Raw genomic sequence first — 25,878 nt, 5'->3', positions numbered from 1 at the left:
TTTTACCATATTCAACACCAGATGATACCACCACAACCCGATGCGCAGCTGTGCAGGCGCAGGTTCATTGCCACAGCTGCGAAACTTACCATATGTGCCGGACTTGCGAGGCCTCTCAATCTGCATGCAGTGCCGGTCCCTTCTCATAAACTTAAATTTTATCATATACATACCAGAGAAAAATTCGAGCTCTCAGACCCTTTTCTCGACGCCCAGGAAGATCGTAAACAGGATCTCAACAGCTTCCTGCGTGATTTTCGCACCGGTGAAGTGCATCCGATAGATTTCCGACTCATGAAAGTTCTTGCCAATATCCAGGAAAAAACCGGGAGTAACGGAACCTACGAAGTAATCGGTGGATATCGCTCAGGAGCAACCAATGAACAACTTCGAGCCAACAGCAACGGAGTTGCCTTAAAAAGTTTGCACCTGGTTGGTCAGGCAATCGACTTACGACTTACCGATCTTCCAACCAGAGATTTGAGAGATGTGGCTATTTCGCTACGGGCAGGTGGGGTCGGTTATTACCCTGATTCAAATTTTGTCCATATTGATACCGGCAGAATCAGGTATTGGTAAATCTATAAAAGTATAGCCAGAGCGCTTGATCGCAATTCATGAAATCAGAAATCGACATAACATCTTTTCTTCACATCGTGGCTGACTATGTACGCGATAAACAGGTCCCCGTCGTCGATCTGATAGCAGTTCAAACCCGCGATCCATTCAAGGTGCTGGTGGCGACGATCCTCTCAGCCCGAACCAAGGATGAGACCACTGCCAAGGCCGCAAGCCGTCTCTTCAAAAAAGCCGAGACACCCGAAGCACTCGCAAAACTTTCTGTAGAAGAACTTGAAAAGCTCATTCACCCTGTGGGCTTTTTCAGAAACAAAGCCAAATACCTGGCTCAATTGCCGCAAAGCCTCAAACAATTTGGCGATAAAGTACCGGATACCATTGAAGACCTGATTCAGTTGCCGGGGGTTGGCAGAAAGACAGCCAACCTGGTCAGAAGTGTTGCATTTGCAAAGCCCGCAATCTGCGTTGACACCCATGTTCACAGAATCATGAATATCTGGTGTTATGTAGATACCGACACACCATTAAAGACCGAGATGGCATTACGGGCAAAGCTGCCGGAAAAACATTGGATCACGGTAAATTCTATCCTGGTTGCCTTCGGACAGTCACTGTGTAAGCCGGTTCGGCCACATTGCGACATATGCCCCCTGCAAGGCGCTTGTCCGCAAAATGGTGTTACGCCAAGGTCAGTAAAAGCCAGTTCCAAGCGCACAGAAAAACACAATGGCCAACCGCTTAAACTGATCTCCTGGAATGTTAATGGAATACGAGCTGTGGAAAAGAAGGGTTTTGCCGAAATAGTGGCAGATCTCGATGCAGATATTCTCGCTCTCCAGGAAACCAAGGCGCACCCCGACCAACTCTCAGATAAACTCAAAGATATTGATGGGTATACTTCTTATTGGCACAGTGCTGAAAAAAAAGGGTATTCCGGAGTGGCAGTCTACACCAGACAAGAGCCTCTCAAGGTTATTGAAGGCTTGGGAATTGAAGAGTTCGACCGTGAAGGCCGGGTTCTTACCCTTGAGTTTGACAGCTACTATCTCACCAATATCTATTTCCCCAATGCTGGAGAAGGATTAAAGCGCCTGGAGTTCAAGATAGCCTTTAACCATGCCCTGCTCGCTTTTACCGACAACCTGAAAAAGCAAAAGCATGTCGTACTCTGCGGGGACTTCAATGTGGCACACAAGCCCATTGACCTGAAGAACCCTGCCTCCAACACCCAAAACGCCGGCTTCACCCAGGACGAACGTGATTGGATGGACAGCTTTATTGAAGCTGGTTACCTGGACACCTTCAGGATGTTCAATCAGGATCCTGAGCAATACACCTGGTGGAGTTACCGCTTTAACGCCAGGGCAAAGAACATAGGCTGGCGCATCGACTACTTCTGTGTCGATTCAGCTGGTGCCACACGCGTGCAAAACGCTGAGATACTGCCGGAGATTTTGGGCTCAGACCACTGCCCGGTGGTCCTTCACTGGGCTTCGTAACATCTGGTCTCACAATCGTAGCTTGTTGTATTGCTGTTCTATCGCCGAATGAGCCTGGCCCGGATTCATCTGCCACCCCGACCAGGGCGATTTGGCAATCACTCCCTTTTAGCCGACCGGATACCACGCCCTCTCTCAGGGTAAAACCAGCACATGCAGATCACAATTTCAGGCTAGTTTTTCACGATTTCAGAGCAAGGATCAACAAGAATCTCGGGACAGGAACCATTCAGATATTCCAGCAGCTTGCGATGCCCCGCCGGGAAACCAAAATCACTGAGTTCTTCCGGAAAAACCCACCGATACTGTTGCGCTGCGGTCAGCTGTAAAGGTTGCAGGGTATCTGAAATCATTCGGCAGCCGTAACAGTGCAGCACAACCTTGTACTTGGTGTAAAAGTGGGTCAAAGTGGTGATTTTTGAGCAAACCGTAACCTTAAAGCCTGTCTCTTCCCGGTACTCCCGCACCACCGCTTCATCCGGAGACTCACCAGGCTCTACACCGCCTCCGGGAAACTCCCAGAGCCCTCCCCAAATATCATCAGCCAGACGTTGCTGAATAAATAATCTGCCGTCTTTATTCAGAACACCTGTTGCCATCTCTATGAGAATCTTTTTTTCAACTGCCACCTTGACCGGACGCTCATTAACTGTACCCTGCCTCCTTGCACGACACAACTCAGCTACCGGACAGATGTTGCATCGAGGGTTACGAGGCAGACAAATCAAACCGCCCAAATCCATCAGCGCCTGGTTATATAGTCTTGCCTTACCTTTCGGTAAAAGTTCCCAGGCCTTTTGCTCAATATCCTTTTTTACTGCTCCACTTTTTATATTTCCTTCTATATCAAAAAGGCGGGCAAAAACTCTCAGTACATTAGCATCCACCACCGGAATATCAACGTTCCCGGCGATACTGCTTATTGCAGCTGCGGTGTATGGTCCTATCCCTGGCAGCGTAAGGAGTGTCTCCGTGTCACAAGGAATATCCCCACCAAATTCAGCATGAACAATCTTTGCCGTGGCATGCAGGTTTCTGGCTCTGGCATAGTAACCGAGCCCTTCCCAGAGTTTCATGATTTCCTGCTCTTCTGCCCTGGCCACAGCGGCAACATCGGGAAATCGAGCGATCCATCTGGTGAAATAGCCCACGCCACGCTCCATTTGGGTCTGCTGCAGCATTATCTCTGAAATCCAGACATGATACGGATTGTAACTTTTCCTCCAGGGAAGGGGTCTGGAGCAGTTCTTGAACCAATCCAGGAGATTTTCAGCAATATGTTTCATGAGATTCTATATACGACAACCGTCAGTGAATATTCAAATTTCGTCTCCAGCTTTACCGGAGCGGTTAATTACAAAGTAAAAATATAACCAGTCTTTCTTTCATCACTTCATGAAAATGTGATGTTTTCCCATCTTTTCCAGCCATCGTCAAGACAGAAGCGTGGGGTTTCCTTATCAGGGACCAGAACTCATACATTCAAAGAAAAAATCTGATTCCCCATTAATTTTTTGGCGTGAAAATGTGAGGAAAAAAACGTGAGGTGCAGGCCTGGCTTATTGGTAACTGTTTTGTCTAATGTACTGAATTATTTTATTTTATTGGAGAATATCTCTTTGGCGTTACGCTCTTACCCTGCCCCCCTGTCCCCAACTCTTCACTGTGTGAAGCTGAACTTGACTGATCCGCAGATCGAAAAAGAAAGACTCAGCTCGCCCCTGTTTTTCACCTTAGGGGTACGGATCTGTCCTGATCTTGCCAAATTTCATTTTCAATATGAGATAATCGATCAGTATCTACTGAGTGATCCCTCGCCACACCGACATATGTCGAAAATCTCTTTTATAAATAAGGAGTACGGCCATAAACAAGGCTAGACAAACAATATCAATTCATTTACTATGATTTTCAATTTTACGTTGTTAAACAAGGGACATACAGCATAAAGCCGGCCTCTCCTGACTATCTTTAATAGCCATTATTTCATGTAACATATTCAATACATGAGATTTTTTAATTTGCGCAAATTGGTCGGTCAAGGAGGTTAAAATTACACGGTGTTGCTGGGGGGGAGACGGGTTATTGAAATCTTTAAAGATTCTCTATAAAGATTCCAGGCTTCTGTTATCCGAACGACACAGGTAGTAAAAAGTATGTCCCAGTTCGTTTTTTCTGAAAAAGTTGTCTGAAAAGGTAGTCCGAAAAGGGCTGAATCTGGATTTATGGAGGAGTGATGGAAAGCAAAAGTAAAGGGGCTGAAGCAAAAAGTACTCTTTTTTCACGACTGGCAAGCAGCTTTAGCATTCGCAGTAAGCTTATGCTTGCATTTTTCGTAATGATTTTACTTACTCTTTCAGTAAGTGCGATTACCCTGGTTTCCCAGACCATCGCCAACAAGACCATTGATGACCTTGTTAATATTCACGGTACAATCGCGCGACTGAGTCTTGAAACAGAGAAGCATCTGCGAATGATGCAAAGCTACGAAAAAGACTTCCTCATCAAATACAAATCTATCGGTATCCAGGAAGCCAAGGATACATACCTCAGCCCATTTACCGACCACGGTGGTCAGTCCTACCAGACCATCTATCAGATCCAACAGCTGGCGACCAGCCAGGCCGATATCGATACCGCCCAGACCGCGATGCAGTCGATCAACGAATATCTCAGTGCCTTTATCGGTACAGTGAACATTCTTGAACTGCGTGCGGATCCGGAGTTTGGTGAGCTTATCAAACTCGAGGAAAGTGCAGCTGCCTTACACGCGACAGTTGAAACTCTCGACTCAATGGCGCTCTCCAACGCCTATTTCCAGCTCCAGAACACTCTCAAAGATTACCTGATGACCCCTACCCGCGATGTCGCAGTTGGAGTCATTTTCGAGCGCGATAATTTTTTGGAAACAATTTCAAGCCTGCCTTTTTCTGATCATGAGCAGGGTCGCCTCATCCAAAAAACCGAAGAATTCACCAAATGGTTTACAGAGGTAGCAAATACCGATGAGGTAATTACTGCCAGGATCGAGACCTATGAAAAAGCAGCTCAGAATGCTGAACCGATTATTGCATCCTTTCTCAAGAACGCAGTTCGCAATGAGGCTTCTGCTCGTACGCAGATGGAAGAGTCTACCAAGCTCACCCAGCAACTCGTAATTGCTGTGGGTGGAATCGCGATTATGATCGGTATTTTTATCGCTATTCGACTCTCCCGTGGTCTCACCAGTCAGATCAGCCATATCGTAGCCCTCTTCGAGCAAATCGGTAAAGGAAACTACGATGCACGTACCGAGGTTGTAAGTAACGACGAACTTGGTTCCATGGCCACAACGCTGAATGCCATGCTCGATAATGTTACGGTTCTTATCCAGAGTCAGACTGAGCGCGATGCAATCCAGAACTCGATCATGAAGCTGCTTGAGGAGATCAGCTCCCTTACCGAGGGTGACCTTACCGCACGTGCTGAGGTTACCGAGGATATGACCGGCGCTATTGCCGACTCCTTTAACGCTATGACCGATCAGCTCTCCGACATTATTCGAAAGGTTAAAGAAGCCACTGAGTCCGTAGATGATACCTCTGAAGAGGTTTCCAAGCAGACCATGACCCTTGCTAATAGAAATATCGAGCAGACCCAAAAGGTGAATCAAGCGATTGAAGCTATTGAGCAAATGGCAAACTCCATTAAAGACGTATCTGAAAACGCACAGCTGTCAGCAAACGTATCAGAGGCTTCAAGACTCAACGCCCGTGAAGGTGCGGAAGCAGTACAGAGAACCAATGACGCGATGAACGAAATTCGTGAAGAAATTAACGAGACTGCACGCTCCATTAAACGTCTCGGCGAAAGTTCCATGGAAATCGGTAACGTTATTCAGATCATCAACGACATTGCCGACCGCACATCCATCCTTGCTCTGAATGCTTCAATCCAGGCTGCAATGGCTGGTGACGCGGGTCACGGCTTTGCCGTAGTTGCAGACGAGGTCCAGCGACTTGCAGAAAGTTCCGGTAACTCTACCAAGCAGATCGAGGCGCTTGTTAAGAACATTCAGGCGGAAATTAAAAACGTTAGTACCCGCATGGATGAGAGTATCAGTAAAGTTGTTCAGGGTTCCCAGCTTGCTGACGGGGCCCATGCCAAGCTTCAGGAAATTGAGCAGGTATCCAACCAGCTTGCCGATCTGATTGAGTCCATTACCGTAGCAGCCACAAAACAGGTACAGGTTTCTGAGGAAATTACTGTAACAATGCAGGAAGTTGGTGAAGTAAGTACTGAATCCTCCAGATCTTCCCAGGAAACTGCAACCTCAATGGACATTTTGAGTCGCACCGCTCACGATCTGCGTGCCTCTGTTGAAATGTTCAAGGTTACCGACACAGTAACGGCTGCCTAGTTCCCACCTGACTGTCTGCAATGATAAATGCCCGGCTACCTCTGTTGCCGGGCACCAAACTATGGTGTTCCAGATGACTCGATTATTTCGCATTTTCTTGCTCGGCTCACTCGTTCTGGTTGTTTTATGCCAAAACGTCAATGGTGCCGACGGTACCATTCGCATTGGCTTCAATATTCCACTTGTCGGCATGTTCAGCATGGTTGGCAATCATGCAAAGGATGCAGCCGAACTTGTTCGTAAAGATCTCATTGCCCAAGGTGGGCTTAGGGTAGGTGATAAAATTTACGATGTAGAATTTCTCTACGGCAATAACAATTCAAACCCCGTAAAAGCATCTGCTCTCACAGTAGAACACATCACTAAAGACAGCGTACTGGCCATGATCGGTCCCTTGAGTTCCAGGCAGGCGATCCCCGTTGCTGAAATGGCCAATTCGTTTTCAACCACTGTCATCAGCCCCTGGTCAACTTCACCTGTAACTACCAAGGACAAACCGTTCTCTTTTAGAAGCTGCTTCATATACACAGAACAAGGGCCTGTTCTCACACAGTATACTGCCAAAGAATATGGTGCGACACGTGCTGCGGTTCTATACGATATACTCAGTGCCTACCCGAGAGGTATGGCTTCATCCTTTAAAGCTGCATTTGAGAAGGTGAACGGAACAGGCTCAGTCGTCGCCTTTGAGGAGTTCAGGACTGAGGACAAAGATTTCCGCCCCCAACTTGAGCGAATCAGGTTGTCCGGTGCCCAGGTTCTTTTCACTCCGCAGCATTACAATGAAGTCCCACTCATAGTGCGTCAAGCCAAGGAAGTAGGCCTGGATATCCCCATTGTAGGCAGTAATTCATGGGCCGGGGGAGATCTTGTCGGAGAGTGCGGTAGTGAATGCGACGGCCTCATTTTCACAGGAAACTATGCACCTGGCGGAGCAACCGGCATCAACAAGACATTCGTGGAATCATATTCAAAAGCGTATGGCAAGAACCCAGATGAGCCAGCAGCCCTTACCTGGGACGCAGTCAGAGCTCTGTTGAAAGCAATTCAGAATACAGGTGAATTAACCGGCAACCTGCTCCAAGACCGCAAGGCTGTTAATACTTCACTCGCTCAGTTAAAAAACTTTGACGGTGCTTCCGGCATGATGAGCTTCAATGCCAGCGGGACCCCCAAGAAGTGCACAATTATTGTCAAGATCGTTGATGGTCTTTTCACTTTCAACGATTCTGTCTGCCCATAATTCAACCAGGCTTTACCGCAATCGATTCAACTGTGTGAAAACACTTGGGGCTTTTATAGCTCAACTTAAACTTAGTGGGTAATCAATTTATAATATTGTTTTTTTTACCAATAGCACATTGCACAATCTTTTTTACAGATGTCTCAAGTCATTGCATGCTGTTCACTTGAGACATCTGCAAAACCTGCATATGTCCATAAGGCACTAAGTTGTCTTAGTTGATTTCGGCACTTGTCGATTTTCAAAACAGATATCTAATCCTTTGGAAATTTTAAAAAATCAGTTTGTTGAAAGATAATTTACCTGATACCACGAGTATCTCGGTTGATAGCTTAACGGAGTATTCAATGACCCAAATCAAGACCTTCCTCCTCTTCTATGGCGTTGCGTTTCTTATGCTCTGCCCCCAGGCAATAGCCGCTGACGGTACGATACGTATTGGTTTTAACTTTCCTTTGGCCGGTGGACTTGAATTAGCTGCCAAACATGGACAGAATGCAGCTGAACTTCTTCTGAAAGATATCAAGGCATCAGGCGGGCTTAAGGTCGGTGATAAAGTCTATGATGTCGAATATATTTACGGCAACAACGATGCTGACCCAACCAAGGCAGCCAATCTCGTCATTGAGCAGGTCTCAAAGCACAACGTTCTTGCCATGATCGGGCCCTTAAGCAGTAAACAGGCAGTCCCTGTAGGGCAAATGGCAAATGCTTTCTCCACGGTCGTCATCAGCCCCTGGTCCACTGTTCCCAAAACCACTGAGAAAATGCCTTTCTCTTTCAGAAGCTGCTTTGTCTACACTGACCAGACACCTATTCTCACCAAATTTGCCGATCAGGAATACGGGGCGAAGAAGGGTGCCGTGCTTTTTAATGCCACCAATATCTATTCCAGCGGCATGGCAAAAGCGTTTATAAAAGATTTTGAAGAGTACCATGGTCCAGGAGCCGTGGTGGCAAATGAGCAATTCAGGAATGGAGACACTGATTTCCGTGCACAGATCAAAAACATTCTTCTTTCAGGTGCCGAAGTACTGTTCCTTCCACAGCAATACTATGAAGTTCCCACGGTTGTTGAACAGATGATCGAACTCGGCCTTGATATCCCGATCCTTGGCACAGAAGGATATGCAACCGATGAACTCCTGGAACGTTGCGGGGCAAACTGTAACGGCGTTGTCTTTACCAGCAATTATCTGCCCGGCAATGCTCAAGGAATTAACAAAACATTCGTTGAGCAATACAGCAAAGCATATGACCTGGTTCCTGATGAACCTGCAGCGCTCACCTGGGATGCCATGCGTGCATTATTTAAAGCAATTAAAGATACTGGTGGCTTAACCGGCAATCTTATTGATGACCGTGTTGCGGTTCAACGTCAATTGGCCAAGCTCCGCAACTTTGAAGGGGCCACCGGCATGATGAGTTTCAACGCCAGCGGTAACCCTGATAAGTGTATCGTTGTCGGCAAAATTGTAGATGAAAAATTTACAACCCATGATTCAGTGTGTCCTTAGACAGATATGCGGAGCTGCCGTTGCTACGATTCTGAGCTGAAGCAGCGCCATGGTTCCTGTTTATCCAACTTGTAGCTGTAACGGTAACAGACGGCTTGTGACTTCCGCTCACCTGTTAAACACTGAACAATTGCACAGGCAACGGTTAAATAGCATATGAAAATAATTTAGATTCAAGGTGCTCCGATTCATATGTCAAAAATAGTTCACAGTTCAACAGATCTGAACAATACTATTCTCGATCACATCCAGTCTGCCCGCAGAAAGGGAAGCAGCCTTGATCTGCACATCAACAGCGGGAACAGGCAGGGAATTGTTCAGATACGTAGCGGTCAACTCCTTTCTGCCACAACGGGAAAACTCAACGGAAACGGTGCTGTGCTTACCCTGGTAAGTCTCGAAAACACCACTATTGCTATCGACGAGCAATCAGCACCAGTACCAAAGAACATCTCTCTTTCGCTGGAGCAGATTCTCCATTACACGTCCAGTTTGCAAACTCAATCGCAAAAGCAGATACCCGTCGACGAGGAGAAATACCTCGAAGATGCTCTGCTCCTTTTCTTCCAGTTCAAAAACAAACAAGCTGCGGAGCTTCTGTTACGTATTCTGCGCCAAAATAGGTTTTACTACCCCGCATGGCTCTGGCAATCACGCCTTCTCACCAGGGATGATTACATCATAAAGGCACTTGATGAGGCCTACCGATGGGGGAACGACGATAGAGATGTCTGGCGGGAATCTCGGAAGATGAGGCCTCAGCTGGAAGATATTCCGGAAAGTGTTAAACGTTGCGTATTCTGCTGGTCGCTTCTGGATGAGGGCACGACCTGTGGTCACTGTAAAGCATCTCTTATAGTTACAGGACAACCGCTGGCATCCGATATCAAGCAGGAAGAAATACAGCAGTCTCTTGTCTATTACCACCGTGCCCTGGAGAAAGATCCTGAAAATGCGCGTATCGCTTATACGCTCTCACTTGGCTCTTTCAACCTCAAGCAGTACGAAAAAGCACTCCCATTGATGAGGGACGCAGTCAGGCTCTCACCCCAATCCACACTCTACCGTAAGAGCCTTTCTCTCCTCCTGACTCTGGCTAAAGCCAACGACAGAAACCCCGAACCCGAAGCCAGGAAGGCCCCCCGTCATCAGAGCAGCCAGGCCACAGTGATGATGGTCGAAGATAGCAAGACTTCGCGCAAAGTTCTATCAATGCTCTTTGAACGTCTTGGCTATAGGATAGTTGAGGCCGAAAATGGTGCAGAGGCCATGGCTAAGGCACAGTCTGCCTCTATTGACCTTATACTTCTGGACCTCATGCTGCCAGATATCAACGGTCACGAGTTATTACCAAAGCTCAGACAACTCAAAGGCATGAAAAATATTCCGGTTATCATGCTCACGGGCAGGCAGGATTCCACTGACCGCCTGCTCGGTATTCAATCCGGAGCAAGTGAGTATGTCACTAAACCGTTTGACCCCAAAAAGCTTACGGAGCTTGTTCAGCAATATATCAAAAAGACGAGGGACCCGAACAAGGCCCCACTCCCCTCACTCACTACCAACACTTTGAAAGCAGATCAGCCCACGGCACCGGCTACTGGAATTTCAAAACAGCAAACGGGTGAAAGCCAGAAAAGGGGAACCCCTGTCATTTCGCCGGCATCCGTAAAAAATAGCCAGAAATCCATTTTTGTTATCGAGGACAGTCAAACCTCACGTAAGGTTATCTCGATGATACTCGGCAGAAATGGTTACCACATCCACGAGGCGACAACTGGCCAGGAGGCACTTGAGCTTGCTCCGAATATTCAACCGGATCTTATCCTCCTGGATGTCATGCTGCCCGATACGACTGGCTATAATATTTTACCGCAACTTAAAGAAATGCCCCATATCAAGGACCTGCCAGTCGTTATGTTGACCGGTAAAACGGCCCCGTCTGATCGCATGAAAGGGATGCTCGCAGGCTCCAACGAATATCTGACCAAGCCTTTCAACCCCCAGAAGCTTTTATCTGTAATCAGGGGATATCTGTAAATGAACCGAGCTACCCAGAGCCAATACTATTAGCCTGATATGAAATCACTTAATCAAATCATCAGTTCAATCGACGAGCAACTTGCCCAGGTGCAGGATTTTGATGCCAGCCCCGCTTCCAATCTCATGTTTGGAGAGCAGGAAAAGATGCGCAGATACGTCCTGGTACAAATCGGTATTGAAAAACTCGCTATCCCCATCGATGGACTTTCTGAAATAAGTCATATGCCCGTGGTATTACCGCTCCCGAGCCTTCAAAACTGGATCTATGGCATCGCCAATCGTCGCGGTGAAATCGTTTCGGTAATAGATCTGAACAAATTGCTCATTCCGGAAAGAGAACCTGCCCCGCTTGGTGCCAAGCTTGGTGTTCTTTTTAATGAAAAGCATAAAGTCGGGATCAGTATCGATCAAGTCATAGCAACCATTTCCCGACCTGAATCAGATTGTGTAATCAGCAGTGAGTCACAAATAACCCAGACCTATCCTGAGGTTTTCAACAAGGGACTCCAGGTGGAAAACAGTACATATCAGATTTTGTCCCCGGATTCATTTCTGGCACTTGAAAATCTGCACGATTACCAATTGTCCTGATGATGAAATTTCAACAACAGCAGTACCCAGGCGGTTTGCAGAGCATACCCTGCTTCCCGGATTTTCATGTCGTTAAGGAGATGTAGATGCGACACCTATCACAACCAAAACTGGCGAACATATTCTTTAGGGAAGTCGGCGGCTATATACCCAAGATCGACCTTGCTATTTCGACCTTACGCCTCACGGCCGATGATAAAATGGCACTTGGTGAAGTCTATCGTTATTTTCACAATATTAAAGGGGCTGCATCTCAGGTCTCCCACAAAGGTTTGAGCAGTTCTGCCGGCATCTGTGAGATGTTGCTCGGAGAACTCATCGCCGACAATCGTACTCCAATCGGCCACCAGTTGGATTTTCTTTCACTGGTAAACCAGAATATTGGTGAATTTTGTGAGCTCCCTGAAAAATCCGAAGCGGCCGAGGAATCCCTTTTTTCAAATACACTTTCCTTTTTCAAGACGCTTATGCACAAAATCGGGCCGGAGAATCCTATTTCCCTTTCAACCAATATGCTGAATCTGATGCAGGACCTTGATTCCCGAACAGCATCGGCACCAGCATTTGCCCCAGACATGAGTGCCCCTCATTTTCTTACAACCGAATCCAAAGGTCATCTTGATTGCCTGCTCTCACTTCGCTCTGTTGTCCCTCTTCTGAAAGAACTTGCCGAATATTCACCTGAAAGCACACCATTTCATACTGTTTCCCTTCCACCAATGATCAGGGCTGTAAAAACCCTCACAGGTCTTACCGCATCTGCCGGCTTGAAAGGTCATCATTCATTGTTGTCACAATTCCTGATGATCTTGATAAAGCTTGAAAAATCGCCGGAACTCAACAGCAACTCAACTCCGGAGTTACTTCAGGAGTTCCTTTCATATCTTGATCTCGTATTCTCCATGCCCCCGGGAGATGGTGAAGAGGCTGCTAGAAAGGTTCAGGCACATCTCGAGTCCCTTTGCAATCTGCTTGTTCAGCGCTCTGTTGCAGCTGAACCATCTGCGGATTTTCAGTTACCGGAGGATGTTACGGATGTTATCAGCGAAAACCATGACAGGTCTGTACCACTTGAAGCTCCCGGTGATACTTTAGCCTCGAACCCAACCTCTTCAGATTTCAATTCTGGCGCTATCCCGCAGGTGTCGAACGAGATACCTGAATCGACGATCACTGAAGAAACAACCTCGCCCTCTTCCATCGAGGATGAACTGCTCGAGATTTTCAAGTCTGAATGTGATGAGCATCTCCAGGTGTTTGAGGAGATACTGAATCAACTCAACACAATCATTGATGATGTTCTACCTGTTTCAGAGCCAATACGCGAACAACTCGCCCTGTTGAGTAGAGCTGCGCATACCCTGAAGGGTGCCGCAGCAATGACAGGTTTTGACTCCATCTCAAAATGTGCTGCCAGCCTCGAATGTTATCTTGAGTGGTTGCGTGATGACTCAGGAACAATTTCACCAGCCGATATAACACTCATAGTTGAAGGCTCTGATGCTATCACGATTTTGACCAAAACAGATGGCACTACGAACATTCCTGACCTTTCTGCTATAAATGCGAAGATCGAAGCGATTATGGCCCGTACTGATGTGCCGGTCGTTTCACAGGGTAGCTGGACACTTGAACAACCAGCGGACGCAGAATTTCTATTGGAGATCAATGAAAGTGACATACTGCTTGATATCTCATCAGCTGAAGATGAACCTTTCGCTGCAGCGATAGACCAGGACGGGTTTTTCGCAAACAAGAATGAAACAGATGACACATCATCTTTTACTCAGCAACTTGACCCCGAGTTACTGGCAATATTTCAAAGCGAGTGCGACGAACATCTGCAAACCATTGCTGCCGCATTGAACTCGCTCGCTGCTTCGATTATTGAAACGACTCCTGTTACAGCTACCATTCGTGAGTCTTTAGGTTCGGTTCGACGGGCAGTTCACACCTTGAAAGGTGCTGCGGCAATGACCGGTTTCGACCAACTCGCTTCATGCTCCCATTGTCTTGAGGACCTTCTCGACTGGCTGCATGACAGTGCGCCGCATATTGACCCGCTGGATCTCGTCATTGTCTCAGAAGCAATTGATGTCATAGAGTCAATCTCTTTGTTTGAAAAAGCCTCTACCACCACAGATATCGATGAACTGATCAATGGCGTACGCGGCCACCTCCACAAAAGATCAATGACAGAAGTCGCGGTCGAAGCTGAGAGCAAAGAAGAAGTACAACCGGAACCTGTCGTCCAATCTGCAATCATTCAAGATGCTGTCGTTGAACAAACAGGGACTACAGCCATACCAGGCGACAGTGGTAACATACGGGTTAAGCTTGCCGATCTTGACGAGTTGGTCAATGTAGAAGGCGAGTTGGTTGTAACACGAGGAACTGTTGAGAAACTTCTGGATAAATACTCTCAATCGCTCAGCGAACTTAACACAGTAAAAGATACCCTTCGCAGAAAATCCCAGGAACTTGAAGTGGGATTCGAAGCTCAATCCCTTTATGGTTTCGGTTCCGGCGCCACCCCGCAGGAAACAGACTTTTCCGGAGGCAGTACAGAGCTCTCCGAATTTGATCCTATTGAACTCGATCGTTATTCACAACTGAACCTCATCATCCGTTCTTTGAATGAGATTTCCATTGATATTAATGCGATCTACACCGAAATGACTGCGCTTGGCGCCAACCTGCAGGGTCAGGTAGCAAAGCAACAGCTGGCCATGAGTGTAATGCAGGAAAAACTGATGCGAATCAGGATGACTCCCCTGTCATCGATTTCCAGAATGCTGCATAGAACTGTCCGGCAAACTGCTGCCAGACTTGGCAAAAATGTCCGACTCGCTATCACCGGTGACGATGTCTACATGGATCGCTTTATCTGGTCACGTACTATCGATCCATTCTCTCATATTCTCCGTAACTGCATTGACCACGGCATAGAAAGTTCTGACATCAGGACACAACAGGGTAAGTCACCTTCCGGTCAGATTACCTTTCATGCCAGCCAGCGTGGTCGCTTCGTCGTACTTAAAATCAGTGATGACGGCCAGGGTATAAACACTGGACGTCTTCGTGATAAGCTCATTGAAGAACAGTTAATCAGCGCCGACGACAGGCTTAGCGAAACAGAACTGCTGCCATACCTGTTCAAGCCCAGTGTCACCACCCGTGATGATGTCAGCGAAACCTCCGGCCGCGGTGTTGGTCTTGATGTCGTCCTGAAGAATCTTCAGGACCTGCGCGGTTCAGTGCAGATACACAACTCGCCCGGTAAAGGAGTTACTTTCGAACTCAGAATTCCCATAACCCTCTCTGTTAACAGGGCTATTATATTCGAACTGAGCCAGCGAAAGTTCGCCGTTCCTATTCATGATATCGTCGAAGTACGAAAATTTGCCGCAGCTGAAATTATCGAAGGCGATAAAGTTCAGTGGAACGATCAGGTAATTCCTCTTATTAATCTCAGCAATAGCCTTCGGCTTCCATCCACGCAACTTGTTAATGAGAATATTCTGACCTTGATCGTTGAAACGTCGCAATACCAATTCAGTGCGGTACAGATCGAGGCTATAGAAGAGCAACGCGAGATCGTCATTAAGGATCTTGGTTCCCATTTACGTTATGTCCCCGGCATCAATGGCGTGACACTTACAGGTGAAGGTACTATCATCCCGATCCTTAATCTCCACGAGCTTGCCGTTAAGGTGGATTTTCAGCCACAGTCAAGCCCTGAGAAAAACGATATTATCGATAACAGAGAACCGCTCAAGGTACTTGTTGTTGATGACTCGATCAGTGTCCGCTATACCATTACCCGCCTTGTGAAAGGCCAATCGTGGTCCTCATTCCAGGCCGTTGACGGTATTGACGCCCTGGAAACCCTGGAGAATCTTATTCCCGACGTAATCGTTCTTGATATTGAAATGCCACGAATGAATGGCTTTGAGTTTATGGCAATTATCCGCAATGATGAGCGATATAAGGCCATCCCTGTTGTTATGTTGACCTCAAGGGCATCGGAAAAACATCAGAACAAAGCAAAGGAACTCGGAGTAAACCATTATATGGTGAAACCATTCCAGGAAGAAGACTTCATCCAGCTCGTCAGCAGTATGGACTCAAGCCGGGCCTGAAAACGTTTAACAATTGAATCAGTTGAGCACCCATGATAACAGCACAGCAGAAAGAACCAGAGATTGGCTTGATTAAGGCAAATGTCCCCTCCATCGAAGGTTGGGACATCAACTGGTTAATCAGCCGGGGTCAGATCGAATATATACTCCACGATATAGCTCTACTCCCGGCTGACGACAAATATCCGGATTTGCAAAGAGCGCAATATCAGGACGATGCCCTACTGGTTATAAGTCTTGAAAAGTATTTCCACCTTGGGATGTTAGCTTCATCACAACCATATAAATTCGTGGTGACGCGAGCACCAGGTATTGATGGAAAAGCTCGGCGAGTCATTCTTCGCACCGCCAATCCACTGCGAGTCCGAAAGTTGAACTTCAACGCGTCACAAGCAACAGACACCGGCTTACCCAAAAACAGCCAGGATCTGCTCGGCGCATTCGCCCTGCCGGATAACCAACTGGTTCTGATTCCGGATATTGCCAAAATTCATGATCGCCTGCTGGTCAGTCAGGACTGATACACCAATGAGCATAATGAAGATTGCCAAAGAATGTAGATTGTAGTGGAAAGATTTGATAAATATACATAAATTAGCTTGCACATTGTAGCACAGCTTCTGTTATAGAGTAAATAAAGCGTGTCTTGAAAAGACCGGAAATGTGGGAATATTTCCCATTCACCTAGATTTAGAGTGGAACACGAATAATGAGCGACAAAGTTATCCTGATTGTTGAAGACAGCCCTACCGACCTTCATATCGCAGAAAACCTCTGTACCGCAAACGGCTACAAGGTTCTCAGCACCGATGAAGGCGAAAAAGCTATAGAAATCGCGAGTGAAAACAAACCAGATCTTATCCTTCTGGACGTTATTCTCCCGAAACAGAACGGTTTTGAAATCTGCAGGCAGCTCAAAAACAATGAGGCTACCAAGGACATCAAAGTCATAATGGTAACCAGCAAGTCACAGCCAAGTGATAAATTCTGGGGAATGAAACAAGGTGCAGATGAATATGTCTTCAAGCCCTACGAAGAAGTATCACTGCTAACCGCTATTGAGCAGCACATCTAAGTTTAAGCTACCAATTTTCAATGCAAAAACCCATCAGCTTTTTCTCTGCAATCAACTCTCTTTGAAAAAGCTGATGGAATGTTTGAATAAAAAAGCCCTGTGAGAAATTCACAGGGCTTTTTTATTGAGATATGAATCAGCCTCAGCAATGCCGGTAGGTGATTACATCTTTTTATAGAGTTCCAGAGTTCGCTCAGGTGTCATGATATTCTGCCAATCTGGCCCGAGACAATTCTCCCACAGGGGTACAAGGCCCAGGGCGGTTCTTACCATTTTGTCCAGCGATGCATCATCCATGTTGGCGGTAAGATTTCTTGGCAAAGTGATGGAATGTTTCGCCATCATCCTGCGGAACTCCTCTACCCCCTTTGGATAAATTTCATCCAGGTAATCAAAGGTGATACAACAGCCGATGCCGTGATGGATGCCGAGCACGTAAGAAAGACCATATGACAAGGCGTGACAGGCACCTACCTGGGAGTACGCGATACTCATTCCCCCGAAGTAGGAGGCCATCATCAATTTGTCGTCTTTGTCGGCATGGTCTTCCAGAAATACCTGCCGACAGAGATCAATTGATTTCTCGCCATATGATTTGCTGAACTCATTTAAAAAAGTTCCCTCCAGGGATTCAACATCATGGATATAACAATCCATGCCTGTGTAGAACCACTGATCTTTAGGTACACCAGCGAGCAATTCGGGATCGAGAATTATCTGGTCAAACAGTGTGTAATCAGAATTGATTCCCAGCTTTTTATCCGGGCCGGTCAAAATTGTGGTTCTGGATATTTCCGCACCGGTTCCTGCTAGGGTGGGAATTGCCACGTGATATACAGCAGGATTCTGAATCAGATCCCAGCCCTGATAGTCAGCGGCTGAACCTGGGTTGTTGAGCATAAGAGAGACCGCTTTGGCGATATCCATTGCGCTGCCGCCGCCAATACCGATTATGCCATCAGGCTTCACTTCACTGTACTCTTTGACTTTTGCAACAAGTGCATCAATGTAGCTGGTCTTTGGTTCGTCGTCTACGTTCACTCGCAACAACAGGTCATTCCCCTCCATGGGCAAGCGAGCTTCAAGAGGTGCATCCTTGAACACATCGTCAATAACAAACACCACATAGGAATCAGGGTTTACACGCTTTTCCTTGAGAACATCACCAAGCTGGTTGAATGATCCTCGACCAAACATTATTTTAGGTACTATACTGAAGTTTCTGTACATTTTTTTCCCATTTCATCTATGAATTGTAAAACCAGGCTGCTACAATAGCTGTGCCGGCCTCGTTTAAGGCGATCTATTTTTACAGACAGTCATTGCCAAAACACCCCGCAATCTCTAATAATTGCCAGGCAGCCTGATCTATTATCCGGGTCATGAAGAAACCCTGACCAGTGCTCAGGTAACAAATATATTGGCAAAATTCAACAAAGAATTCATCTTAATGCAGGTAGGACGAGCAGTTAACCAAAAAGCAAAACCTACCAACCGGTGTGACAAATACATCACATACCAGGAATTTCCTTCTATAATAACACCAGAACGCTCATATGTCAGTTATCAACGAACACAGTGTATTCACTTCCCTGCGCCAGCACGGCCCACTTGCAGTGGAAGAAACCGTCAACCTCATGAAACCATTTTCAAAACGCACTCGGGCTTGGGTAAAACAACTTTCCTCAAACCGTAATAACGTGACCAAATACCGTGCCTTGCGTAGTCAGATATTTGAGTTTCTCGAAATTTCCAGCTTCAAGGAAATTGAAGGGATATTTAACAATAAAGAACTTCGAGTCGAACTCAGTCAAAGGGCATACGGACGATTAGGAAATATGTTCGGCATGCAGGGAACCAACAACGAGATAGAGTCCCGTGTTAACGAATATTCACGTACAGCGGACGCTGTGATAAACAGCCTGAGAAACAAAGTCTTCAAGCCGTACGCCTCCCATATCGAAACAACCAACGAGATAGAGGTTATTAATGACCCAATCGAATTGCTGTTGATTATTTTTAATGATCGATATCACAAAAAAGCGCGATTCGAAGCCCGGCGTAAGTTGCAACTGATGAACCTGGCAGCATCCATTCATCAGCGCGAAAACGAAACAGGGATAGAGGATAAATTCTCTTCATTTCTCTCTTTTTTGAACGATTACGTCTGGAGTCCAAAACTCAAAATCGGTGAACACGATCCGGTTTATCTCCTCTCCCATCACGATAAGAAAGATTTCCGCTGCACAGAAGTTGAAGTCATTGAACGTAAAGAAGCTGCCGACGTACAATTCGAAGATGGGATGAAACTGACACTCTTGAAGAGAAGAAGCTTTGAAGTTGATGGCAGGGAATACCCCATTTATGTCTCAATCCGAAAAAAACCTCCTGAAGCAAAAGTACTGAAGCTGTTACGGAAAAATGAGAAAAACCCAGCTGCTGCAGTGGACGATGAGTTGGGTCTCATGGCCGTACTGAACTCAATGGCTGATGTTAAAATATTTCAAAACCATCTCACCCGAAGCGCTTCACGGGCTGATTCCTTCATGGTACTCGAAGATATTTCAGATACCTTGAGTGGCGCGGAAAAATATGCCGCCACCAACACTGGTTCGTCAAGCAAAACCCCGATGCTCAAATTTTTTGCCAAACTGGGTGGTATGCGCGTGGAATTCATCATCCATACCAATCGTACCTGGCTGAACTACATGTATCAGCGGGATGTGGCTCACGACGAGTATGAAGTCCGGCGCATTTTCGACTCCGGTGTTGCCGAACTGCTTTTTCCGGACGACATATTCTATCTGAACCACCAGGCAATACGTAACGATATGCTGAAACTGTTTCGCAAGCAGATCGAACAGATCTGAAAGCCTTTAAAACGGATCTATTACGCTATATAGCCCTGCTTCTGCAGATAGAGCAATATCTCCTGCACTGCCTCCATCGGCGTGACAGTGGAGGTGTCGATGGTCAACTCCGGATTTGAAGGCGGTATATACGGATCGGTAATACCCGTCACGCCCTTGACCTTGCCTGCACGTGCCTTGGCGTACAGCCCTTTACGGTCTCTGCTCTCACAAACCTCGAGCGGAGTGGAGACATACACCTCAATGTAGCCGCCGTACTGCGAAATCAATTCACGGTTAGCCTGCCGTGACTCCTCGTAGGGGGCGATGGGGGCACAGAGAGCAACCCCTCCATTCTTGGTAATCTCACTGGCTACGAAACCGATTCTAGTGATGTTGAGATTTCTATGTTCCTTGGAAAAATTCAGCTCTGATGAAAGATTTGTCCTCACGATGTCGCCATCAAGCAAAGTCACCGGCCGGTCACACATCTCCATAAACTTCACCAGCAAGACCTTGGCGATGGTCGATTTACCCGAACCGGAAAATCCACTCATGAATATGGTGAAGCCCTGCTTCGATTTTGGTGGAAAAGATCGACGCAACTCATCGACGATCTCCGGATAGGAAAACCACTCAGGGATACTTTCCCCCTGCTCCAGGCGGAGTCGTAACTCCCTGGAGGTTATAGTTGCGACCTCTTCCTCATCAACCTCATCGAGGAGAACATACTTTTTCTCCTCCTGATGATAGCCCATCTCCCTTTTGGGGACCATTTCAATTCCGGTCTCGGCCGCAAATTCCGCAACCAGTTTCTGGGCCTCACCAGAAGTGTAGAAACGCTCACCCCTGCCCAGACCTTTGAATGGATCTGCATGATCTTCCGCCACCATGAAGTGACTGCAGCCAAAATTCTTTCTCATGATCGCCTGCCAGAGCGCCTCCCGGGGACCCGCCTTTCTGGTCGCAAAAGGAGTCAGGCCGAGCTGGATCATGTGAGACGGGAACTGTTTAGTGAAGGCCTCGTAACAACGGATCTGGGTGTAATAATCAAGGTTACCAGGATGACTCAGATCTGCTACCGGCTGAAGAAAAATCGCAGTACCTGCCTCACGGGCGGCCTCCATCACCATTTCCCGGTGAGCGCAATGCAGATATTCATCAGCGTGAAAGCCAAGCACCCGGCGCCAGCCATTCATGGTAAAGCGACGCACAGTCTCTGACGGAGCCAACCGCAACTGTTGAAAGTCATAGTGAATCGGTAAACTCACGCCCTCCAGATCCCCCCCGACATAATATTCACCGACCCTATCGTACAGCTGCATGACACCGGGGTGAATTGCAGGGTCATCGGTCCCGTACACCGCCTTTGCTTCTTTCTTCTTATCTGCTTTCCAGAGATCGGTAACAGTCAGAATCGCCAGCAGGAACCCTTCCTGATCATTCAGCGCTACCCTGTCTCCGATTGTCAACCTCTCTGCTGTCTGCTCATTTACGTCAAGGCAGATAGGCATGGGCCATACCGTCCCATCCGGCAGGCGCATGGTATCCACAACAGACTCATATACGTCCTTGTCCATATAGCCGGTCAGAGGATAAAATCCCCTGTTGAGTAATAATTCGAGATCACAAAGCTGTCTGCCGTTAAGATCTATGGCTGTGCAACTCAGCGCCTCATGACGCAACGTTTCAACTCGCCTGAAATGAACAATCAGACTTTCAGAGTAGAATTCTCTCACGACAATTCCTTTATATGGTTGTATTGAAAAGGCGTAACACGGATGGCATTTCCTACGCCGGATTTATAATTTAGATACAGGACACACCGCCTTTACTCACTTAGGCAGCTTACACACGGTGCTGTTTCAGTGGTTGAGTATCTTTATACCAGCAATGGAATTAATTGCAATTATTGTCGATTATCTGTTGGCACCCAATATCTTCAATCTGAATTACGGACCAACAGTCACTATCATAAAATTTGCCTTTTGATTATATAAGGAGCACCTGATTTCAACAAACTTGACAGAAAGATTGATGCTTTTTACTTTCAGGAACTATATTTTCAGAAATAACAAAGATCACTTTTTTAGCCGCAACCGGAGAATAGACCAGTGCGAAGCGAACCACAGCAGTTCATAACCCCCATTCAGGACATTCCTATCCAGCCACCTCCCGAAATCGACTCGGGTCCCTGCTGAGGCCCGGAAACTGATCCCCGGGCAGGGGAACATGAAAAAGCAGGGTATACCATCGACCCTTTCGTACAGGGGTTTATCCAGACAGCTAGAGGTAGTGTCCCGCAGTTAAAAAGTGAACTCTCGGGCCGGGATCATCTCGGCACCATAGGAGTGCGAACAGGCATTCTCAGAAACAATTACAAGGTGACACCGGGGTTGTACGCAGTAGGCTCACCTTCCGCTGATTCACCGGTGGTTGTTACCGCCAACTATAAGCTCACCTTTGATATTGCCCGCAGAAATCTGAAGGTTATCGACGTCTGGTTGTTGGTTATCGATACCCGGGGCATAAATGTCTGGTGTGCTGCCGGCAAGGGGACCTTCAGTACTGCCGAAATAGCATATCAGGTAAAGCATTCCGACCTTGCCAAAGTTGTCAACCATCGCACTCTCATACTTCCCCAACTCTCTGCGACCGGTGTAGACTGCCTGAAACTGAAAAGTGGATGCGGGTTTCGCGGCGTGTTTGGTCCTGTTCGCTTATCTGATCTTCCAGAGTTCATAGCAAATCAACTGCAGGCAGATGACAGGATGCGATCTGTGACTTTCACCCTGAAAGAACGGGCAGAACTTGTTCCAGTTGAAGTTTTCCTGAGTATTAAACCTCTGGTATTGATGCTTCTGGTGATGTTGCCGATATCCGGTATTGGCCCGGAATTTTTTTCAACAAACCAAGCTATTAGTCGTATCATTCCTTTTCTTTTGGCTACTCTTATGGGAATTTTTGCGGGGGCTGTCGTAACGCCTCTCTTACTCAGGGCCCTTCCTTTCAGGCAATTCTGGTTAAAAGGTGCTTTCACGTCACTCATTTCTGCATTGCTGTTCTCAATGTGGTCTATTCCAATTGCAGGAAGTCATGATACCTTAGCCCTCGCATCCTGGATGCTTGCCACTGGCTCTTTTCTCGCCATGAACTTTACCGGGTCAACCCCCTACACGTCTCTTTCCGGTGTAGAATTTGAAATGCGTCGGGGGTTACCGCTGCAGATAGCTTTGGCAACAATTGCCTTGGTTCTCTGGCTGGTCTCCCCGTTTATCAGGGGTTAGTTGAACCTCGACAACAGGATTTACAATCATGAAAGAATTCCGTTACCTCGAAAATGTAGCTGAACTCACACTCGATGTTGATACATGTATTGGTTGCGGCATGTGTGTCACAACATGTCCCCATCGGATATTTACCCTGAAAGGTAAAAAAGCAGAAATTGTTGATTTCGGGGCCTGCATGGAATGTGGTGCCTGTGCCCTGAATTGCCCAGTGAATGCCATCCATGTCAATCCCGATGACAAATGCGGCTGCGCAACCCTTATCATCAAGAGCTGGATTGCAAAATATACAGGGAAAACCCTTGGAGGGGGATGCTGCTAGGTGTTAAAACAGAAATATCTTCTTTTTACTCTCCCCTGATTAGAAACTCCTCCAGCAGCTTGGTCAGTTTCTGCCATGATCGCTCACCGACTGACTTTTCGTCAATTATCAGATGACGAAAGTAAAGATCCCGGTGAGTCGTTTTTTTCTTTGGGAGTTCAGCCAATTTCCACCTATTCAGCTCCCTTCGTTCTATCAGTTTCTTCGTGCACCGATAGCTGATCAGTTCATCATTGGGCCGCATGATAATCAGGGTTGGATAATTCACCACCGAGAACTGTCTCTCCTCTGCAGAGCGAAACTCCCTCTCCAAGTCAAAAAGTGCCTGGTATGCAGCACCGGTGGTCCCTCTTGTATTTGCCACATATTCCTTCGGAGAACGTGAAGCCAAAAAAGACACCACCCTGGTCATTGGAAGTGCCAGGCGGGTATATAATTTCAAGGCCAATGCCGGAGCCAGCAACACCTGTCGCTCAAAACAGGGTTCGCTTTTCTGAAGTTGCGCCACCATCCCCAGAAGTCCCCCCAGAGAATAGCCAACCAGATAGACGGGTAGCCCGGGAATTTGTTCCGCCATGAATTCAACTGCGGAATTGAACTGTTCGAGCCACTCCCGGGCACTCACATCCATCATGTCCTCAAAGTTTAACCCTCGATGGCCCTTCAGCTCAAGCCGGTAAACTGCTAATCCCAATCTGTTGAGAAAGACGATCATCTCCCGCCAGCTTATGGGATTCATATTAAGACCATGAGCCAGCAGCACCCCTCCCCGACACTGATCTTTTTCTACACTAAACCAGTACCCGGAATCGACCTGCCGGACTGACGATAACGAACGTACCCACAAATGAGACTGATCCATTTTGAACATAGCTGATCGGCACAAACGGATGAATGATTCTGATTTCCCGTGAAACTTAAAAAAACGGACAGGAGTGAGGTATCAGGTGACAGGCGTATTGCCGCCCCCATGAAACTCCATGATCGCCAACAGTAGCTGGCAATTTCATCGAGACTGTGCTACGTTCGCTATCTTTTTTCCCCAGACCAATATCTGCCCTAAGAGGAGGAAAAGAATGGCAACACAGCCCACATTACTCGACGAACCAAAAACCTGGATAAAGTATACACCCAAACTTTGTTATGACTGTAACGCGAGTTGTTGCAAGCTGCCCGTTGAGGTCAAGGCCAAAGACCTCATTCGCATGGAAGTCATGGACGAATTTGAGCTTGGAGAAAACCCAAAAAATATAGCCAAGCGTCTTAAAAAACAAGGTATCGTCGAGCATTTCTATCCCAAAAAGGAGTTATACACGCTCAGTCGAATGGCAAACGGTGATTGCCTCTACCTCGATAAAAAGACCCGACGCTGCAGCATTTACGAACAGCGGCCGGACACATGCAGAAACCACCCCCAGATAGGCCCCCGCTCCGGATTCTGTGCCTTCGCCAGAAAAACTGATTGCTAACTTTACCGGAACTGCGTACCCTGTTCGTTCACAAAAAACTGAACGCAATTTTGCAATGCAATAACGTTGAGGTATACGATGACCAAGCAAACAACAGAACCCCAAGAAGACCTGGAAGTATCCGCAGAGGAATTAGACCAGCTTGATGCTAAGCTCGCGCAAATTGATACGCTCTACAGGAGTCGTTGTATTACTCCCCGCACCGGCAACAATGTCACTGTCCGGGAAATAGAGAAAAGCGACAAATAAACACTTTCAGAAGATCCAGGCTTCCACCTCCAGAGGTGACTCAAATACCAATGCGCAAGGCTGTTTTGCTGAGTGGCGGAATTTTACCTTTTGTTCTGGCGGTAGTAGTAGATCAGGTCAGTAAAGGATACGCCCGGAACACCCTCCCGGGACTTCCACCATTTACCGCTCCAGGTGGAGTTATCCGTTTTGACTATGTAGAGAATTCTGCAGGTTTTCTGGGTTTTCTTCTGGCGGTTCCTGAGCCCTTGCGGGGGATTGTTCTCACGGTTGGTGTAGGACTGCTGCTACTTGCCTTCACCGTCATTGTCCTCCGCTACCAGCAGAGGCTCTCAATCGCCCAAATCACCGTAGCATCACTCATACTCGCGGGTGGCACAAGCAATCTGATCGACCGCCTGATCAACAATGGTGGTGTAATTGACTTCATTGCCATAACGCTCGGTCCGTTCAGCACCGGTATTTTCAATCTGGCTGATATCTATATTCTAGGCGGTGGTTTCTATCTCGGATATTCACTCGCTCGCCTCCTGCCACCCGCTCACCCATAAGATTTTTCCGGGCCCACCCTTTTTGCTCTTGCCCAGATCGGTTCCTGACATATTTTGTAAGCA

The 25,878-nt window shown here is 47.1% G+C and carries 20 protein-coding genes; 16 read left to right on the top strand and 4 right to left on the bottom strand.

The features are described from left to right. Positions 1–21 precede the first annotated feature (21 nt). Both ACN5NT_RS08560 and ACN5NT_RS08555 read left to right on the top strand, forming a co-directional pair. The gene (locus ACN5NT_RS08560; RefSeq protein ID WP_419175148.1) at positions 22–579 is read left to right on the top strand and encodes a YcbK family protein; all 558 of its coding nucleotides are present in this window, start codon (positions 22–24) and stop codon (positions 577–579) included. Positions 580–617: 38 nt separating this feature from the next. Beyond that, positions 618–2,078, top strand: a complete 1,461-nt coding sequence (locus ACN5NT_RS08555) for an exodeoxyribonuclease III (RefSeq protein WP_419175147.1) — start codon at positions 618–620, stop codon at positions 2,076–2,078. 173 nt (positions 2,079–2,251) lie between these two features. Here ACN5NT_RS08555 and mutY read toward each other — a convergent pair whose 3' ends face one another. After that, the gene (gene mutY, locus ACN5NT_RS08550; RefSeq protein ID WP_419175146.1) at positions 2,252–3,364 is read right to left on the bottom strand and encodes an A/G-specific adenine glycosylase; all 1,113 of its coding nucleotides are present in this window, start codon (positions 3,362–3,364) and stop codon (positions 2,252–2,254) included. 950 nt (positions 3,365–4,314) lie between these two features. Here mutY and ACN5NT_RS08545 point away from each other — a divergent pair. The 8 genes from ACN5NT_RS08545 to ACN5NT_RS08510 all read left to right on the top strand — a co-directional run bounded on the left by ACN5NT_RS08545 (position 4,315) and on the right by ACN5NT_RS08510 (position 17,088). Beyond that, positions 4,315–6,477, top strand: coding sequence for a methyl-accepting chemotaxis protein (locus tag ACN5NT_RS08545; RefSeq protein WP_419175145.1), 2,163 nt, complete (start codon positions 4,315–4,317; stop codon positions 6,475–6,477). 73 nt (positions 6,478–6,550) lie between these two features. Beyond that, on the top strand, positions 6,551–7,720 hold the full coding sequence (locus ACN5NT_RS08540) for an ABC transporter substrate-binding protein (protein WP_419175144.1): 1,170 nt from the start codon (positions 6,551–6,553) through the stop codon (positions 7,718–7,720). A 347-nt stretch (positions 7,721–8,067) separates the two neighbouring features. Further along, a complete protein-coding gene (locus ACN5NT_RS08535) occupies positions 8,068–9,237 on the top strand; it encodes an ABC transporter substrate-binding protein (protein WP_419175143.1) in 1,170 nt (389 codons plus the stop codon). Between the two features lie 192 nt (positions 9,238–9,429). Beyond that, entirely contained in the window at positions 9,430–11,277 is a 1,848-nt protein-coding gene (locus tag ACN5NT_RS08530) for a response regulator (RefSeq protein ID WP_419175142.1), read from the top strand. Between the two features lie 39 nt (positions 11,278–11,316). Then, on the top strand, positions 11,317–11,871 hold the full coding sequence (locus tag ACN5NT_RS08525) for a chemotaxis protein CheW (protein ID WP_136795953.1): 555 nt from the start codon (positions 11,317–11,319) through the stop codon (positions 11,869–11,871). An 86-nt stretch (positions 11,872–11,957) separates the two neighbouring features. Next, positions 11,958–16,013: an Hpt domain-containing protein gene (locus tag ACN5NT_RS08520; RefSeq protein WP_419175141.1), complete on the top strand. Its 4,056-nt coding sequence runs from the start codon at positions 11,958–11,960 to the stop codon at positions 16,011–16,013. Positions 16,014–16,045: 32 nt separating this feature from the next. Beyond that, positions 16,046–16,534, top strand: a complete 489-nt coding sequence (locus ACN5NT_RS08515; protein WP_419175140.1) for a hypothetical protein — start codon at positions 16,046–16,048, stop codon at positions 16,532–16,534. Between the two features lie 188 nt (positions 16,535–16,722). Next, positions 16,723–17,088 carry a response regulator gene (locus ACN5NT_RS08510; RefSeq protein ID WP_136795956.1) on the top strand — a complete coding sequence of 122 codons (366 nt, stop codon included), beginning with the start codon at positions 16,723–16,725 and terminating at the stop codon, positions 17,086–17,088. A 162-nt stretch (positions 17,089–17,250) separates the two neighbouring features. Here the strand turns inward: ACN5NT_RS08510 and ACN5NT_RS08505 are convergent, their stop codons facing one another. Continuing rightward, positions 17,251–18,318 (bottom strand): iron-containing alcohol dehydrogenase family protein, encoded by a 1,068-nt coding sequence (locus ACN5NT_RS08505; RefSeq protein WP_136795957.1) that lies wholly within the window; start codon positions 18,316–18,318, stop codon positions 17,251–17,253. 326 nt (positions 18,319–18,644) lie between these two features. On the opposite strand from ACN5NT_RS08505, the gene ACN5NT_RS08500 reads away from it, so the two are divergent. Further along, positions 18,645–19,958: a hypothetical protein gene (locus ACN5NT_RS08500; protein WP_419175139.1), complete on the top strand. Its 1,314-nt coding sequence runs from the start codon at positions 18,645–18,647 to the stop codon at positions 19,956–19,958. A gap of 20 nt (positions 19,959–19,978) precedes the next feature. On the opposite strand, the gene ACN5NT_RS08495 is transcribed toward ACN5NT_RS08500, so the two are convergent. After that, positions 19,979–21,676: a bifunctional sulfate adenylyltransferase/adenylylsulfate kinase gene (locus ACN5NT_RS08495; protein ID WP_419175138.1), complete on the bottom strand. Its 1,698-nt coding sequence runs from the start codon at positions 21,674–21,676 to the stop codon at positions 19,979–19,981. Between the two features lie 375 nt (positions 21,677–22,051). On the opposite strand from ACN5NT_RS08495, the gene hgcA reads away from it, so the two are divergent. Together hgcA and hgcB are read left to right on the top strand one after the other, a co-directional pair. Further along, on the top strand, positions 22,052–23,224 hold the full coding sequence (gene hgcA, locus ACN5NT_RS08490; RefSeq protein WP_419175137.1) for a mercury methylation corrinoid protein HgcA: 1,173 nt from the start codon (positions 22,052–22,054) through the stop codon (positions 23,222–23,224). Positions 23,225–23,252: 28 nt separating this feature from the next. Then, positions 23,253–23,546: a mercury methylation ferredoxin HgcB gene (gene hgcB / locus ACN5NT_RS08485; protein WP_136795961.1), complete on the top strand. Its 294-nt coding sequence runs from the start codon at positions 23,253–23,255 to the stop codon at positions 23,544–23,546. A 25-nt stretch (positions 23,547–23,571) separates the two neighbouring features. On the opposite strand, the gene ACN5NT_RS08480 is transcribed toward hgcB, so the two are convergent. Further along, on the bottom strand, positions 23,572–24,408 hold the full coding sequence (locus ACN5NT_RS08480; RefSeq protein ID WP_419175136.1) for an alpha/beta hydrolase: 837 nt from the start codon (positions 24,406–24,408) through the stop codon (positions 23,572–23,574). Positions 24,409–24,622: 214 nt separating this feature from the next. Between ACN5NT_RS08480 and ACN5NT_RS08475 the strand changes: the two genes are divergently transcribed. The 3 genes from ACN5NT_RS08475 (at position 24,623) to ACN5NT_RS08465 (ending at position 25,815) form a co-directional block, all read left to right on the top strand. Then, complete coding sequence (locus tag ACN5NT_RS08475; RefSeq protein ID WP_136795963.1) at positions 24,623–25,015, top strand: YkgJ family cysteine cluster protein; 393 nt, start codon at positions 24,623–24,625, stop codon at positions 25,013–25,015. Between the two features lie 78 nt (positions 25,016–25,093). Next, entirely contained in the window at positions 25,094–25,264 is a 171-nt protein-coding gene (locus tag ACN5NT_RS08470; protein WP_153305537.1) for a hypothetical protein, read from the top strand. A gap of 50 nt (positions 25,265–25,314) precedes the next feature. Next, complete coding sequence (locus tag ACN5NT_RS08465) at positions 25,315–25,815, top strand: signal peptidase II (RefSeq protein WP_419175135.1); 501 nt, start codon at positions 25,315–25,317, stop codon at positions 25,813–25,815. Positions 25,816–25,878 lie beyond the last annotated feature (63 nt).

It is taken from the genome of Desulfosediminicola sp. (assembly GCF_048381775.1).
GTDB classification, from domain to species: domain Bacteria; phylum Desulfobacterota; class Desulfobulbia; order Desulfobulbales; family Desulfocapsaceae; genus Desulfopila; species Desulfopila ganghwensis.
This window is presented reverse-complemented; position numbering and strand designations above follow the sequence as displayed.

What these genes read in the sequence shown, in the direction of transcription:
- ACN5NT_RS08525 (WP_136795953.1), top strand. Translation starts at nt 11,317, where the DNA reads ATGAAATCACTTAATCAAATCATCAGTTCAATCGACGAGCAACTTGCC.
- ACN5NT_RS08540 (WP_419175144.1), top strand. Translation starts at nt 6,551, where the DNA reads ATGACTCGATTATTTCGCATTTTCTTGCTCGGCTCACTCGTTCTGGTT.
- ACN5NT_RS08500 (WP_419175139.1), top strand. Translation starts at nt 18,645, where the DNA reads ATGTCAGTTATCAACGAACACAGTGTATTCACTTCCCTGCGCCAGCAC.
- ACN5NT_RS08505 (WP_136795957.1), bottom strand. Translation starts at nt 18,318, where the DNA reads ATGTACAGAAACTTCAGTATAGTACCTAAAATAATGTTTGGTCGAGGA.
- ACN5NT_RS08470 (WP_153305537.1), top strand. Translation starts at nt 25,094, where the DNA reads ATGACCAAGCAAACAACAGAACCCCAAGAAGACCTGGAAGTATCCGCA.
- ACN5NT_RS08475 (WP_136795963.1), top strand. Translation starts at nt 24,623, where the DNA reads ATGGCAACACAGCCCACATTACTCGACGAACCAAAAACCTGGATAAAG.
- ACN5NT_RS08520 (WP_419175141.1), top strand. Translation starts at nt 11,958, where the DNA reads ATGCGACACCTATCACAACCAAAACTGGCGAACATATTCTTTAGGGAA.
- ACN5NT_RS08545 (WP_419175145.1), top strand. Translation starts at nt 4,315, where the DNA reads ATGGAAAGCAAAAGTAAAGGGGCTGAAGCAAAAAGTACTCTTTTTTCA.
- ACN5NT_RS08510 (WP_136795956.1), top strand. Translation starts at nt 16,723, where the DNA reads ATGAGCGACAAAGTTATCCTGATTGTTGAAGACAGCCCTACCGACCTT.
- hgcB (WP_136795961.1), top strand. Translation starts at nt 23,253, where the DNA reads ATGAAAGAATTCCGTTACCTCGAAAATGTAGCTGAACTCACACTCGAT.
- ACN5NT_RS08530 (WP_419175142.1), top strand. Translation starts at nt 9,430, where the DNA reads ATGTCAAAAATAGTTCACAGTTCAACAGATCTGAACAATACTATTCTC.
- ACN5NT_RS08555 (WP_419175147.1), top strand. Translation starts at nt 618, where the DNA reads ATGAAATCAGAAATCGACATAACATCTTTTCTTCACATCGTGGCTGAC.
- ACN5NT_RS08560 (WP_419175148.1), top strand. Translation starts at nt 22, where the DNA reads ATGATACCACCACAACCCGATGCGCAGCTGTGCAGGCGCAGGTTCATT.
- ACN5NT_RS08515 (WP_419175140.1), top strand. Translation starts at nt 16,046, where the DNA reads ATGATAACAGCACAGCAGAAAGAACCAGAGATTGGCTTGATTAAGGCA.
- ACN5NT_RS08465 (WP_419175135.1), top strand. Translation starts at nt 25,315, where the DNA reads ATGCGCAAGGCTGTTTTGCTGAGTGGCGGAATTTTACCTTTTGTTCTG.
- mutY (WP_419175146.1), bottom strand. Translation starts at nt 3,364, where the DNA reads ATGAAACATATTGCTGAAAATCTCCTGGATTGGTTCAAGAACTGCTCC.
- ACN5NT_RS08480 (WP_419175136.1), bottom strand. Translation starts at nt 24,408, where the DNA reads ATGGATCAGTCTCATTTGTGGGTACGTTCGTTATCGTCAGTCCGGCAG.
- ACN5NT_RS08535 (WP_419175143.1), top strand. Translation starts at nt 8,068, where the DNA reads ATGACCCAAATCAAGACCTTCCTCCTCTTCTATGGCGTTGCGTTTCTT.